This is a genomic window from Deferribacter autotrophicus, assembly GCF_008362905.1.
In the GTDB taxonomy this organism is placed as follows: domain Bacteria; phylum Chrysiogenota; class Deferribacteres; order Deferribacterales; family Deferribacteraceae; genus Deferribacter; species Deferribacter autotrophicus.
Genome location: NZ_VFJB01000006.1, coordinates 1 through 13633, shown reverse-complemented (window position 1 = coordinate 13633; position 13633 = coordinate 1). Strand labels below are relative to the sequence as shown.

16 protein-coding genes and 1 pseudogene are annotated in these 13633 nt (G+C 30.5%); 2 read left to right on the top strand and 15 right to left on the bottom strand.

Features of this window, described 5'->3' with window-relative positions:
- Positions 1-22: 22 nt before the first annotated feature.
- The 15 genes and pseudogenes from rfbG to FHQ18_RS07675 form a co-directional block, all read right to left on the bottom strand.
- A complete protein-coding gene (gene rfbG / locus FHQ18_RS07745; protein ID WP_149266600.1) occupies positions 23-1132 on the bottom strand; it encodes a CDP-glucose 4,6-dehydratase in 1110 nt (369 codons plus the stop codon).
- Positions 1116-2009: an NAD-dependent epimerase/dehydratase family protein gene (locus FHQ18_RS07740; protein WP_149266599.1), complete on the bottom strand. Its 894-nt coding sequence runs from the start codon at positions 2007-2009 to the stop codon at positions 1116-1118. The genes rfbG and FHQ18_RS07740 overlap by 17 nt, the downstream gene beginning before the upstream one ends.
- 4 nt (positions 2010-2013) lie before the next feature.
- Positions 2014-2787 carry a glucose-1-phosphate cytidylyltransferase gene (gene rfbF, locus FHQ18_RS07735; protein WP_149266598.1) on the bottom strand — a complete coding sequence of 258 codons (774 nt, stop codon included), beginning with the start codon at positions 2785-2787 and terminating at the stop codon, positions 2014-2016.
- 306 nt (positions 2788-3093) lie between these two features.
- Entirely contained in the window at positions 3094-4368 is a 1275-nt protein-coding gene (locus tag FHQ18_RS07730; RefSeq protein WP_149266850.1) for a GDP-L-fucose synthase family protein, read from the bottom strand.
- 13 nt (positions 4369-4381) lie between these two features.
- On the bottom strand, positions 4382-4723 hold the full coding sequence (locus tag FHQ18_RS07725; protein ID WP_246798724.1) for a four helix bundle protein: 342 nt from the start codon (positions 4721-4723) through the stop codon (positions 4382-4384).
- Positions 4724-4815: 92 nt separating this feature from the next.
- A complete protein-coding gene (gene gmd / locus FHQ18_RS07720; protein WP_149266596.1) occupies positions 4816-6000 on the bottom strand; it encodes a GDP-mannose 4,6-dehydratase in 1185 nt (394 codons plus the stop codon).
- A gap of 404 nt (positions 6001-6404) precedes the next feature.
- Complete coding sequence (locus tag FHQ18_RS07715) at positions 6405-6833, bottom strand: HepT-like ribonuclease domain-containing protein (RefSeq protein WP_149266595.1); 429 nt, start codon at positions 6831-6833, stop codon at positions 6405-6407.
- A complete protein-coding gene (locus tag FHQ18_RS07710) occupies positions 6826-7113 on the bottom strand; it encodes a nucleotidyltransferase family protein (protein ID WP_149266594.1) in 288 nt (95 codons plus the stop codon). Before FHQ18_RS07710 ends, FHQ18_RS07715 begins: the two co-directional genes overlap by 8 nt.
- Positions 7114-7353: 240 nt before the next feature.
- Positions 7354-7638 (bottom strand): type II toxin-antitoxin system RelE family toxin, encoded by a 285-nt coding sequence (locus FHQ18_RS07705; protein ID WP_149266593.1) that lies wholly within the window; start codon positions 7636-7638, stop codon positions 7354-7356.
- Positions 7616-7864 carry a BfmA/BtgA family mobilization protein gene (locus FHQ18_RS07700; protein WP_149266592.1) on the bottom strand — a complete coding sequence of 83 codons (249 nt, stop codon included), beginning with the start codon at positions 7862-7864 and terminating at the stop codon, positions 7616-7618. The genes FHQ18_RS07705 and FHQ18_RS07700 overlap by 23 nt, the downstream gene beginning before the upstream one ends.
- Positions 7865-8070: 206 nt before the next feature.
- A complete protein-coding gene (locus FHQ18_RS07695) occupies positions 8071-8436 on the bottom strand; it encodes a four helix bundle protein (protein ID WP_149266591.1) in 366 nt (121 codons plus the stop codon).
- 305 nt (positions 8437-8741) lie between these two features.
- A complete protein-coding gene (locus FHQ18_RS07690; protein WP_149266590.1) occupies positions 8742-9206 on the bottom strand; it encodes a hypothetical protein in 465 nt (154 codons plus the stop codon).
- The gene (locus FHQ18_RS07685) at positions 9187-9732 is read right to left on the bottom strand and encodes a type II toxin-antitoxin system HicB family antitoxin (RefSeq protein WP_149266589.1); all 546 of its coding nucleotides are present in this window, start codon (positions 9730-9732) and stop codon (positions 9187-9189) included. Before FHQ18_RS07685 ends, FHQ18_RS07690 begins: the two co-directional genes overlap by 20 nt.
- A gap of 95 nt (positions 9733-9827) precedes the next feature.
- A complete protein-coding gene (locus tag FHQ18_RS12710; RefSeq protein ID WP_223144597.1) occupies positions 9828-9974 on the bottom strand; it encodes a hypothetical protein in 147 nt (48 codons plus the stop codon).
- 475 nt (positions 9975-10449) lie between these two features.
- Positions 10450-10757: pseudogene (locus FHQ18_RS07675) on the bottom strand (four helix bundle protein).
- Positions 10758-11379: 622 nt separating this feature from the next.
- Here FHQ18_RS07675 and istA point away from each other — a divergent pair.
- Complete coding sequence (gene istA, locus FHQ18_RS07670; RefSeq protein ID WP_149265869.1) at positions 11380-12819, top strand: IS21 family transposase; 1440 nt, start codon at positions 11380-11382, stop codon at positions 12817-12819.
- A 17-nt stretch (positions 12820-12836) separates the two neighbouring features.
- The gene (gene istB / locus FHQ18_RS07665; RefSeq protein ID WP_223144580.1) at positions 12837-13583 is read left to right on the top strand and encodes an IS21-like element helper ATPase IstB; all 747 of its coding nucleotides are present in this window, start codon (positions 12837-12839) and stop codon (positions 13581-13583) included.
- Positions 13584-13633: the final 50 nt, after the last annotated feature.

Here is a 13633-nt window from a genome sequence, read left to right as displayed (position 1 = left end):
TTACCCTCTATATTATAGAATGTTATTTTGTCCAAATAAGATTTTTATCTTTAGCAGAATTAACATATTTTACAATTTGTTTAAGAGTAAAATCATAAATATTTTCTGGATTTGAAAAATAATTTTTATACCATTCAATAGTTTCTTTCAATGCTATATTTGCATTATAAACAGGCTTCCATTTCAAGAAAAAATGAGCTTTGCTTATATCAAGTTTTAACAATTTTGCTTCATGATACCTGTTATCTAAATTTACCTCGTAATTTCCTTCACCCCATATTTTGATAACACTTTTTACTATCGCTTCAACAGTTAAAATGTCCTCATCGTTTGGTCCAAAGTTCCAGCCTTCACTATATTTGGCAGGATTTCCCCACATTAATGCTCCAAGCCAAAGATATCCCGATAGCGGCTCTAAGACATGTTGCCATGGTCTAATGGCTTGAGGATTTCTTATATAAATTGTTTTATTTTTTGATAAAGCTCTTATACAATCAGGTATCAATCTGTCTTCAGCCCAGTCTCCACCACCTATTACGTTTCCAGCTCTTACCGAGGCCAAAGCAACATTATGAGTTTTCCCATAATCCTTAGGATTAAAGAATGAATTTCTATAAGCCGACGTTAAAAGTTCTGCACAACTTTTACTAGAACTGTAAGGGTCATATCCCCCCATTGGATCATTTTCTCTATATCCATAAACCCATTCTTTATTTTCATAGCATTTATCGCTTGTTACATTTATAACAACTTTAACACTTCCTGTTTCTTTTACGGCTTCGAATACATTTAATGTTCCTATAACGTTGATTTCGTAAGTTTCTTTTGGATTTATATAGGAGTATCTAACTAATGGTTGTGCAGCCATATGTATAACTATATCAGGTTTATATTCTTTAAAAACTTTTTTTAGTTTTTCTTCATCTCTTATATCTCCAATTATATGTATTATTTCCTTCTCAAGTTGTAAGGTTTCAAATAAACTTGGTTTTGTAGGTGGTTCAAGGGAGTAACCTATAACTTTTGCTCCGAGTTGTTTTAACCACAATGTCAACCATGAACCTTTAAAACCAGTATGGCCTGTTAATAAAACTTTTTTACCTTCATATACATTATTAAATAGTTTTTTCATTTATAATACCTCTATACCAATTGATAGTTCTTTTTAAACCTTTTTCTAGAGAATATTTTGGTTCCCATCCAAAATCCTTTTTTGCTTTAGATATATCTGCCTGAGAAAACATTATTTCATTTTTTCTATAAGGTATTGCTCCAAAGTTTAGATTTGTTTCCGTATTTCCTGTTAACTCTTTTATTTTTAAGACTAATTCTTTTATTGTTGTTGCTTTTCCACTTCCTATTTCATACTCGTAAAAACCATTGCCAAAATTTTCTATTGACTGTAGTAAAAAGGAATAAAATGTTTTAACATCCTCTATATATATAAAATCTCTTTTTTGTTCTCCTTGTGTAAGCTTGATTTCTTTTACATTATTGGTTAACTGCTCTATAATCCATATTACAAACTTTGTTTTATCATCTTTTTCACCATAAAAGTGTTCTAATTTTATGTTTAGTACTTTCAATTTGTCTGAAAATAAAAATAACCATTCTTTAAATTGATATTTTGACAAAGAATAAGAATTAGTATTTTTAGGTAAAGTTGTATCTGTATTTATGAAGTATTTAATGTTGAATTTTACTGCTAACTCTAAGATTTCTAAAGGAAAATTCAAATTGGCTTTAACTATTTCCGAGATTCTTTCGTTTTTTCTACCATATAAAGTCGCTGTATGAACTATAAAATCAATTTTATTTTCTTTGAATACAGTTTCTAGGTCAATTCTATCAATATCGTAAAAAATAATATCTTTGATAAAATCTTTTATTCCCCATATATTAGAATAACTTCTTTTCAAAATAATAACTTTATATCTATCTTTTAAAAACTGCTCTGTAAGATGACTACCAAGAAACCCCGTAGCACCAGTAATGAGTATGGTTTTCATAGAACTACTTTTCCCATACCTTCCAAGGCGGATTACCTGATTGCCATAAACTCTCCAGCTCTCGTTTATCTCTTAATGTATCCATAGGTTTCCAGAAACCAACATGTTTATATGCCATAAGTTGTCCCTCTTTTGCCAAATTTTCCAAAGGCTCCCTTTCCCAGATGGTTTCATCTCCTTTAATATAGTTAAAAATTTGAGGTTCTAAAACAAAAAATCCTCCATTAATCCAGGCACCATCACCCTTTGGTTTTTCTTTAAAAGCCTTAACTTGACTTTCCTCTAAATCCAAAGAACCAAATCTACCCGAAGGCTGAACTGCTGTTAATGTTGCGTATTTACCATGTCTTCTATGAAATTCCAATAATTCCTTTATATTAATATTACCAACTCCATCGCCGTAGGTAAGCATAAAAGGTTTATTACCAACATAATCCTTTATCCTTTTTATTCTTCCTCCCGTCATTGTGCTTAAACCTGTATCTACTAAAGTTACTTTCCAAGATTCTGCTTTAACATTATGAACATCAATTTGATTATTTTTTAAATCTATTGTTACATCTGACATGTGAAGAAAATAGTTTGCAAAGTATTCCTTTATTACATATCCTTTATATCCTAAGCAAATGATAAAATCGTTAAATCCATAGTGAGAATATATTTTCATTATATGCCATAAAATTGGTTTTCCTCCAATTTCAACCATAGGTTTTGGTTTAATATCTGTCTCCTCACTCAGTCTAGTCCCAAATCCACCTGCTAAAATTACAACTTTCATTATTCTATTACCCCCAATTCATAATCATAATTTTATTATAATCCTCATAAAAAAGACAAGTCTTAAAAAAACTTAAATCTTATAATTTAACAAATAAGTAGAAACAGTCTCTATACTAAAATATTTAGTTTTCTAATCAAGTTGTTTCTTTTGATAATCCATTCATCATCGTTAGTAGATTCTAACTTACTATAAATTGCATAGAAATCCTCTTCGTAGATATTAATTCTATAACTTGTATAAATTTTACTTTCAGAACAAGTTAAAACTGTAACGTAACTTTAGCTATAAAATTATGCTTATTTTCTATTCCTTTTTATACCAATAATATAACTCTCTAATCCCTTCTTCTAACTCAACTTTATGTCTCCATCCTAAAGAATGAAGTTTTGATACATCTGTCACCTTTCTCATTGTACCATCGGGCTTGTTGGTATTGAAATAAAATTCACCTCTGAAACCAATTATATCTTTTATCAAATAAGCTAAATCTTTTATAGAGATATCTTTGCCAGTGCCGATGTTGATGTGAGTGTTTCTAATTTCAGTAATCTGTGAGCTGTGAGCTGTGAGCTGTTTACTGTTCACTGATAACTGATCACTGATTACGTCTTTAAAATCCACATTTTCCATAATAAATATGCAGGCATCCGCCATATCATCTGACCAGAGAAATTCGCGTTTTGGTTTGCCTGTGCCCCAGATTTCAATGGAAACAGGTGATTGGTGATCGGTGATCTGTGATCGGTGATCGGTGATCGGTGAATAATGAGCTGAAAAGTGATCACTGATTACTGATAACTGATCACTTTTAGTTATCTTTATTCCATATTTATCAAGAATCCTTAATATTTCATCCTCATTTGCATTTCCATCGATACCTTCAATTGGTCTTTTGTTTAAATCTCTTCTTATTTCATCCCAGTTATTCTCTTCTAAGCATTTCCCCAAATGGATTTTTCTGATTAATGCAGGTAAAACGTGTGATTTCTCAAGATCAAAATTATCATTAAGTCCATAAAGATTGGTTGGCATAACTGAAATAAAGTTTGCTCCATATTGAAGATTATAACTTTCGCACATTTTTATTCCGGCTATTTTAGCAATAGCATATGGCTCGTTTGTGTACTCTAAAGGTGCTGTTAACAAATATTCTTCTTTTATTGGTTGAGGACAATTTTTTGGATATATACATGTGCTCCCTAAAAACAACAATTTCTTTACTTTATTTAAATAACTTTGATGAATCACATTATTTTGTATCTGTAAATTTTGGTATATAAAATCAGCTCTATAAACGTTATTTGCCCATATTCCTCCTACTTTTGCAGCGGCAAGGAATACGTATTCGGGTTTGTGAGTTTTAAAAAAATCAACAACCGATTGCTGGTCTGTGAGATCTATTTGAATAAATGTGATCTGTGATCCGCGATCTGTGATCTGTGATCTGTGATCTGTGATCGGTGATCGGTGATAAGTTGCTAATATATTTTTATAGCCTTTCTCTACAAGTTTTCTTAAAATAGCACTTCCTACCAATCCAGTCCCGCCAAAAACTACTATTTTTGAGTTAGTAGTCATTTGTGAGCTGTGATCAGGACTTTGATTTAATTTGTCTTGTTGAATCATATTTTCGCCTCACGGAATTTATTAATCCTGATAACATTTTTCTTATTATTTTAATCTCTTCAAAAATACTATCGTTTTTTAAATATCCTATATTTTTAGCTATTAAAAGTTCTGTTTCCAGTTCCGCTAATGACCCTAAACTAATATATAAAAACTGAATGAATTCCTTTTTGCTATTCCTGGCTGCACCTTCAGCAATATTTGCTGAAATTGAAACAACCGCTCTCCTGATTTGTGATGTTAGCCCGTACATCTCTTCCTTTGGAAAACTTTTTGTTATTTTATAAATCTCTGTTGCCAAATCCATACTCTTTTTCCAAACATCCAAATCTTTATGACTTTTTAACCCATCACTCATTACCCGTTACCCATCACACATCACAGATCACTGATTACTAATCAAAGTTCACAACTCTTCGGCACTTCAAACCCACAATTCTTTAATACCAGTTCTTGATAATTTTTCCCCAAGTCACTTGTAACCATTTCTTTCACAAGATCTTCAACTGAATGTTTCGGTTTCCACCCAAGCTTTTCTCTTGCTTTTGTAGCATCTCCTATGAGGATATCAACTTCTGCTGGTCTAAAATATCTTGGATCAACCTCAACCACAACCTTTCCTATTAAATTTTGGATTTTGGATTTTAAATTCTGAATTATATTTTTATCAGCATTAACTCTTTCTAATTTAGAATTCAAAATTTCAAATTCAACATTAACAATACTGCCTTTTTCATTAATACCTTTGCCTTTAAATTCGATTTCAAGACCTAATTCAGCAAAAGCCATCCTTACAAACTCTCTTACTTCTGTGGTTTTACCTGTTGCCAGAACATAGTCGTCAGGCTCATCCTGTTGCAATATCAACCACATCCCTTCTACATAGTCTTTAGCATGTCCCCAATCTCTTTTTGCGTTTAAATTTCCAAGATAGAGTTTTTTATCAAGTCCTAATAATATTCTTGTAGCTCCACGTGTTATTTTCCTTGTTACAAAAGTTTCACCTCTTATAGGAGATTCGTGGTTAAACAAAATTCCGTTGCAAGCAAACATTCCATAAGCTTCACGATAATTTACAGTGATCCAGTAAGCATAGAGCTTTGCCACACCGTAAGGACTCCGTGGATAAAAAGGAGTTTTTTCATTTTGGGGAATTTCCTGTACTTTTCCATAAAGTTCAGAAGTAGAAGCCTGGTATATTTTTGTTTTATCTTTCAGTCCTAGCAACCTAACAGCTTCAAGAATTCTAAGGGTTCCTATTCCATCAGCATTTGCAGTATATTCCGGTTGTTCGAAAGATACTGCAACATGTGACTGAGCTGCAAGATTATAAATTTCATCTGGTTGAATTTTTTGAATAAGTCTTGTTAGATTTAAACTATCCGTAAGATCGCCATAATAAAGATGAAAATTAACATTTTCTTCATGTGGATCTTGATACAGATGGTCTATCCTCTCAGTATTGAACAAGGATGATCTTCTTTTAATACCATGCACCTCATAACCTTTACTCAATAAAAACTCTGCAAGATATGCTCCATCTTGCCCTGTAATACCTGTAATTAGTGCAACCTTTTTACTCATAACAAGCCCCTTGGAATTTATTATAGTCTATTTTAATGATTTTTGTTGTAATTTCTGTTATTCATTATTATCATCTGTAGTAATTCGTAGTAATTTATAGTTATTGTTTTATGGAGTCAATAAAGTTGTTAGGTATTATTCATCGTAAGTTCATAGTTAGTTTGTCGTTAGTTAATTGTTAGCTCGTAGTTAGTTATGGTTAGTTTGTGGTTATTCATTGGTTATTTATTGTAATTCGTAGTAATTTATGGTTATTCTTTGTTATTCGTAGTAATTCATTGTTATTCATGGTAATTTGTTGTTATTTATGGTTATTCATGGTAGTTCGCAATAATTATATTAGGTTTTGGGTGTTGGGTATTTGGTTTTGGGTTTATTTTTCTCATTTTCTGTGCTGTCTATTTCTATTTTAAGTTTTCTAAAGCTTCCACTATAAAGTTTAAATGTCTATTATCTTCTATAAAAGTTTTTATCAATTCTTGCTTTAAACCAGCTTCTATCTTATTAATGAGTTTTAAAATAACTTTTTCAAATTCAACTAAATCATTTTTAATGATAAACCACACAATATCTTTATCAATCCCAAAATATGCATGTGTTATCTGGTTTCTAAAATCTACTATTACTCGGTATTTCTTGTCTATCAATTTATTGTTTACCAAATATTTAGTAGCTTCCCCTATAATCTCAAATTCCCTAATTACACTATCCCAATCAGTAAAACTATAAAATAAATCTTTAGCTTCATCAAATTTTGAAGCAACTTTCTTTATTTTTAAAATCGCAACATAAATATCAAAAATAAATAATTCAACTTTTCTGTCTTTAGACATGTATTAAATCCTTTTTTATTCTATTTTTAATAAAAGTTTTCATAGATGCATATGTTCCTATATCTACTTTTTTATTTAATTGCTTTTCCAAAAAATATTTTACCTCAATTAAAGCGAATCCTTTTTTAATATTCATTTTTAAAATTACTATATCCACATCACTATCCTTATTAGCTAATCCTTTAGCAACACTACCAAATATAGCAAACTCCTCTATCCCAAACTTATCCTTTAAAATTGGCTTTAATTGAATCAATTTATCTAAAATTTCTTTATTCATGTCCTACTCCCCAAATATCACCTGTCAACTCTAACGCCAATTAATATATTTCTAAATCTTCCAAACTCATTTTCAATGTTAGTTATTCATTGTAATTTATAGTTATTCATTGTTATTAATAGTAATTTATAGTTAGTTTATTGTTTGCTAAATTTTAAATAAATAATTCAAAATCCATAATTCAACATCCACAATCCATAATCTAAAATCCAACATTCAAAATTCATAATCCAAAATCTATTATTTATAAACATCTTTTCTTTTACCAATGCGCAAAACTAATAAAATTAACTCCTCATTCTCTATCCTAAAAATAGCTCTTATTTTTCTTGCTATAATAAAACGATATTGTCCTTTGTATTTTGTCCCTTTAAGCTCTGTGATTTTTTTTGTTTTTTTGAGCTCTTCAAAATTATCAGCTAAGTAATGAATTTTCTTAACAATTAGTTGTCTTTCGGCCACATTAAAATTCTTTAAATCCTTTACGGCAATCTCAGAATATTTAACCTTCAACTTCTTTGACATCTATTCCTAACTCATCATAAACTTCTTTGCTATCATAAACTTTTATTTTACCCTCTTTGATGTCATCAGTAATTTTGTCAGCAATAATACCATCAGTATAATCGAAATAAAAATCCAAAGCAGCTTCAACGATTTCTTTCTGACTTTTATTTAAGGCTTTTGAGATTATTTCCAATTCCCTTGCAACAGACTCATCCAACGATATAAGCTTTTTCACAACAGCCATAAAACCTCCAATTACAAACTTACATTATATATACAATTATATATCCAAAGAGATTTTAATCAATATATTTTTATTTTATTAAAAAATACTATTGTATAAATCATTAAAGGCGCTTCAAGTGTATAGCTCCCCAAAAATTAAGACAAAAATTCATTATTGTTTGTAGTTATTTATAGTTATTCATAGTAATTTGTTGTTATTTATAGTTATTTGTTGTTTATTGTTGCTTTTATTGAGTTTATGAAATTATTTAATTTAATGCCAAGTAAATCTAATTTATTCTTTAATTCATCATACTTATCAGTATTAATTAATTTCCTCTTAAATAATAATTGCAACCAATACTTAGATTCAAATAACGAACCTCTTGCGTTGTAATAAAATTTCATTGAATCTTTATAATGATAACGACCAAATCCTTCTGAAATATTAGCACCTATGGAATCAACAGCCCTCAACAGTTGGTCACCTATATTAAATTTTAAATTCTTAGGTAATTGTTGATAAACTCCCCAAATATCATCTGATAATTTTAGCGCCAATTGATATATTTCTAAATCTTCCAAACTCATTTTCAATGTTAGTTATTCATTGTAATTTATAGTTATTCATTGTTATTAATAGTAATTTATAGTTAGTTATAGTTAGTTTATTGTTTGCTAAATATTAAAAAAATAATCCAACATTCAACATCCAAAATTCATAATTTAAAATCAAATTATCATGATTCTACTGGAACTATATAATCTGGCAAGTCGAAATAGTGTTAGCACGTTTAACGGCTCTAGGCATGCTATTGACATTGCCCCCTTTCTCTTTCAATTATACACTATCTTAGAAAAGTGTCCCACTTTTTATGGGAGCAATATAACCCGAATTAATATTCTTTAATTTGATAACCCAAAATCATGCCATATGGAGGTAGACCTGCTTTTACAAGAACATCATCAACAGTTGTTCTGATATAAGGAAGAATAATAATATTCTTATTATTATCAAAGAATTCTACAACTTTTTCATCTTCTACTTTCTCTTGTAAGAAAATGTCTCCATTTACTGTTCCCAACATTTCAAAATATACATCTTCTTCTTTATCATCTTTTTTGTCAGAAAACACGCCAATAATTTTAAAGCCAAACTCTACTGAAAATCGATATAAATATCCCATGTTGTCTACGTACTTACCAAAAGTAATTTTTTCGTCATACGTTTCAAACTGAATTCTTACTTCTTTCTTTGCTCTTTTTTTATCCCATCTATTAATATAGGATTTATAAGATAAACTTGGAAACCATATATGTCCGACTAAAAATTGTTTTGCTTTAATTCTTTTTGGTGACATACATAGCCTCATTTATCTTAGTATATTGATTAAATAATATATCATCTCCCCAACTTAAAGATGGTTTAAAATCTTCTTTCTGTTTTAAGCCTACATGTATATGATAGTCACCAGGTTTGTTCTTAATTATCTTTTCTAACTTATCATCTAATTGCTTTAACGTTGTATTTATAGATAATAAATGAACTAAATAAGCATTTAAACTAACACCTTCTTTTTTAGCATTCAAAGCTAAAGTTTTGTGTAATGTTTTAGGCATTCTCAGTAGTACTTTTCCACTAAACTCTTTTTCTTTTGTAATTGTTTCAGGCAAAGGAATTTCAACTTCGCTTTCAAGAGCAGCATAAAACCAATCCTTCATGGCATCACGAATCATTTCATAAGCTTCTTCAACTGTATCACCAACACTCATACACCCTTTTAGTTCTTTCACTTTTATAAAGTAACTACCGTCCTCTTCTTTTATAATCTCATATGTATATGGAAGAGACATATAATATTCAACTTTTTTATCATAGGTACTCATCTAATTCATCCTATATAATATCAATATATTCTTTCACATACGTTTCTTTTACCGGCTTTCTTTCAGGTATTGATATTGGTTATTTGCCCTTTTTTCTAAAATGTTCTGTGAGAACCACCACTTTTTGAACTCATCTCATATCCTAAAGATTCTAAAATATTTTTTATTGTTTCAAAATCTACATCTTTTGGGTTTTGCTCAAGTCTTTTTAATTTTTTTAATAATCTCTTAACATTAACCACTTCTTATGCCTTACTTCTTAATACTATATATAGTATCATACCAACAAAATAATCAAGTACTTTCTGTACTTCTCCCATCAAGTCATGTCAAAAATTTATTATACATAGGTATTTATGGTTATCTATTGTTAATTGAGGTTAGTTGCGGTTAGTGATGGTTGATCGTGGGTTACGCTTCACGATTTACGTTCACTGTGCAGGCTACCGCCATTACCACTTTTCTGGTTAGTGGTTAAAAATATTATTTAATTTATTAATATATCTTTTTTTAAACATTTTATTCCTAATCATAAATATAAGAAATAATTTTATCATTGTCAAACAAACCAAAACAACAGGTTAATATTAATTCAAGTATTTTATAAACATTGTAACTAAAAAGTATGTATAAATGTTAGTTAAATGATGAATGACGAATTACAAATTCAAAATTTACGTGTAGGTGTACGTGTAAGTGTAAGTGTAAGTATATGTTTCATTTTGTAGGCTCTGAAAGAGATTTTATCAGTCCTAATAACATTTTTGTAACTGCTTCAAGTTCATCCATCAAATAGTCATACTCTCTTTTAGTTATATAGCCAAGTCTTTTGCAACTAGTAAGTGATATTTGAGTTCACCTGCTGAGCCTCTGGCTATTCCAACAAATTGTTTAAATTCCTTTCTATTTGTTCTATGACTTCCCTCCAACAGGTTAGCATTAATTGAAACTGCTGCTCTTCTGATTTGCGAAACAAGCCCAAATTTTTCATCAACTGGTAAATTTCTCGTTATTTCATACAACATTAGAATTAGGTGATGTGCTTTTTTGTATACATCCAAATCTTCTACCAATTTAACCATCAAATCTCACTCTCACATACACATACATCCTCACATCCACTACCATCAGTTTCCGTCTCCTGCCAAACCTTTAGCTTCCTAAAATCCCTCATAACCAAATACCCAAACTCCTACACAAAAAAACCAATACCTAGAATAACACCTAATACCCATAATTCAAAATCCAAAATTAAACGTTTCAATGTTCCAACGTTTTTAACGTTCACACGTTTTATTATCACTAACCGAAAATCGTAACTCGGAAATGCAAAAAAAGTCGGTAAACACTCCACATTAACGCTTCACGACTTACGATTTCCGCTTCACGCATTACGCTTTACGGCATCTATGGGCAGGCTACCGCCAATGCCACCTTTTAAGAAGTGGCTAAAAGAACATATTTGATTAAAAACAAACGCCCTTTAACCATAATACAACTCTATTGTATGGAAATTGTGTATATGAAAACTAAATCCCCCCCATACAACTGTTAAAGGTACAATAATTCCCCAGTAAAAGGCCCTTAAAAATCCCCACCTGTGTATGTTAACATCCTCCAACAAATACACAGGTTGGAGGAAATAAAATGCTGGGGGTAGAAATGTATTACACAGTAAAGACATTGTTGTCGCAAGGCAAAAATATTTCCCAAATAGCCAGGGAATTAGGGATCGACAGGAAGACAGTGAGAAAGATAAGGGACAAAGTGAAAGACGGTAAAGTAGAAACACCCAAATTTTCAAGAGTAAGTGTTTTAGAGGCTTACAAAGAAGAAATAATCGAATACCTCTCAGAAGGTTTAACAGCAGTATTAATCCATCAGAAACTAATAAGTGATCATGGTTTATCCGTAAGCTACAGTTGTGTGAAAAAGTATGTTAGGAAATTAAAAGGCCCGGATGGAATTTATGTCCCATTAATTTCCCCACCAGGCGAAGAAGCCCAAGTGGACTTCGGTTACATAGGTTATCTTTATGATAGCGAAAAAGGTAAAAAAGTAAAGAGCTGGATATTTTGCATGGTGCTATCTCATAGCAGATATAAATATTATGAAATAGTTAGGAGTCAGGACGTAGAAACATTTTTAAGATGCCACATTAATGCATTTGAATATTTTGGAGGAATTCCTAGAGTAATCAAGATAGACAATTTAAAATCTGGAGTATTGAAAGCAAATTTTTATGAACCTGTAATACAGAAAGAGTATGCTGCAATGCTTGAATATTACGGTAGCAGTCCATTTGCTTGTAAGGTGAGATATCCCCAGGAGAAAGGGAAAGTGGAAAGCGGAATTAAATATGTGAAGAATAATTTTTTCAAATCAATTCAAGAAAAAGATTATTATAAAGTCAAAGGTCTTCTACGAAAGTGGCAAGACAATGTATGTAACAAGAAAATACATGGCACGACAAGAAAAATTCCTTTTGAACAATTTGTAGATAAGGAGAAAAGTAAATTGCAGCCTTTACCATCTCAGAGATACGAGGTTTATGACATATCGGAAAGAATAGTAAACCGCTATGGTCACATTACTTACAGATATAATTACTACTCAGTACCCTACAATTACATAGGCAACAAAGTAAGTATTCGCAGCAATGGTAATATATTAAAAATTTACAATGATAAATATGAAGAGATAGCAATTCACAATATATCTAAATCAGTAGGAGAATTCATAACAAAAGAATCTCATAATCCGAAATTAAAATCTGTAGATTATGAAGCAAAATCGCTTGAGATAGGTACAAACACCTTTGAATTTTATAACAGGTTAAAGGAAGAAAAGCCCCATCATTATCACCGTATGATGCAAGGAATTTTTAATTTGATGAAGAGTTATGATAAAGATACAGTGGAATTGGCATGTAAGAGAGCAAATGAGTTTAATTCCATTAGTTATTTGTCAGTAAAGAGGATATGTGAAACTGGTTTATATACTCAAAAAGATGCGTCATCTAAAGAATCGGTTAACTGTGGTGGTTTTTCGAATGATTTAAGTAAATATGATTTATTAGTTAATTGATGAGGGGGAGGGTATAAATGCAAGATATTTTAAAAAAACTAACAAATTTTAAGTTATCCGGAATGGCAAAGACATTAGAAAGCCGAAATCAATATGCAATAGAAAACAGTTTGAGTTACCTGGATTTTCTTGAATTGTTACTTGATGATGAGTCAGTGAACAGACAGAATAATTCTTTTAAGAGAAGATTTTCAAAATCTAAGTTGGATTCATCCAAAACATTATCTATGTATGATTTTACTTATCAGCCTGAACTGAATAAGCAAGAAATACTTGATATAAGTAGTTGCAGATTTATAGAAGAAAAGAAGAATATAATATTCATGGGTAATCCAGGAGTTGGCAAAACACATCTTGCAAATGCCATAGGATTAGAGGCTTTAAAGAAAGGATACAAGGTTTTATTTATTCACGCCAATGACATGGTATCAAAATTAGTATCATCGAAAGGAGATGGTAGTTATTTTAGTGTATTAAAACAGTTTTTAAGTGTGGATTTACTGATAATTGATGAGGTTGGTTTTAAGAAAATACCTTTAAACCATGTTGATGAATTTTTTGAAATAATCAGACATAGATATGAAAATAATTCTATAATTATCACTACTAATAGGCCTTTCGAAGAGTGGGGTAATATATTTGGTGATGTTGTTTTAGCTTCTGCTATCATAGATAGACTCGTACATCATGCTCATATTTTTAGAATCAATGGTGAAAGCTATAGAATCAAAAGTTTACAATCTATGAAAAATACTAAAAGGTAACTGGGGAATTTTAAGGGCCCTAAGGTGGGGATTTTTACTTGACTTTAACA

Excerpts from the sequence above, each read along its gene's own strand:
- FHQ18_RS07685 (WP_149266589.1), bottom strand. The coding sequence starts at position 9,732 with ATGAGTACCTATGATAAAAAAGTTGAATATTATATGTCTCTTCCATAT.
- FHQ18_RS07715 (WP_149266595.1), bottom strand. The coding sequence starts at position 6,833 with ATGTCTAAAGACAGAAAAGTTGAATTATTTATTTTTGATATTTATGTT.
- rfbG (WP_149266600.1), bottom strand. The coding sequence starts at position 1,132 with ATGAAAAAACTATTTAATAATGTATATGAAGGTAAAAAAGTTTTATTA.
- FHQ18_RS07695 (WP_149266591.1), bottom strand. The coding sequence starts at position 8,436 with ATGAGTTTGGAAGATTTAGAAATATATCAATTGGCGCTAAAATTATCA.
- FHQ18_RS07710 (WP_149266594.1), bottom strand. The coding sequence starts at position 7,113 with ATGAATAAAGAAATTTTAGATAAATTGATTCAATTAAAGCCAATTTTA.
- FHQ18_RS07730 (WP_149266850.1), bottom strand. The coding sequence starts at position 4,368 with ATGACTACTAACTCAAAAATAGTAGTTTTTGGCGGGACTGGATTGGTA.
- FHQ18_RS07705 (WP_149266593.1), bottom strand. The coding sequence starts at position 7,638 with ATGTCAAAGAAGTTGAAGGTTAAATATTCTGAGATTGCCGTAAAGGAT.
- FHQ18_RS07690 (WP_149266590.1), bottom strand. The coding sequence starts at position 9,206 with ATGTCACCAAAAAGAATTAAAGCAAAACAATTTTTAGTCGGACATATA.
- FHQ18_RS07700 (WP_149266592.1), bottom strand. The coding sequence starts at position 7,864 with ATGGCTGTTGTGAAAAAGCTTATATCGTTGGATGAGTCTGTTGCAAGG.
- istB (WP_223144580.1), top strand. The coding sequence starts at position 12,837 with ATGCAAGATATTTTAAAAAAACTAACAAATTTTAAGTTATCCGGAATG.
- FHQ18_RS07740 (WP_149266599.1), bottom strand. The coding sequence starts at position 2,009 with ATGAAAACCATACTCATTACTGGTGCTACGGGGTTTCTTGGTAGTCAT.
- istA (WP_149265869.1), top strand. The coding sequence starts at position 11,380 with ATGCTGGGGGTAGAAATGTATTACACAGTAAAGACATTGTTGTCGCAA.
- gmd (WP_149266596.1), bottom strand. The coding sequence starts at position 6,000 with ATGAGTAAAAAGGTTGCACTAATTACAGGTATTACAGGGCAAGATGGA.
- FHQ18_RS07725 (WP_246798724.1), bottom strand. The coding sequence starts at position 4,723 with ATGGATTTGGCAACAGAGATTTATAAAATAACAAAAAGTTTTCCAAAG.
- rfbF (WP_149266598.1), bottom strand. The coding sequence starts at position 2,787 with ATGAAAGTTGTAATTTTAGCAGGTGGATTTGGGACTAGACTGAGTGAG.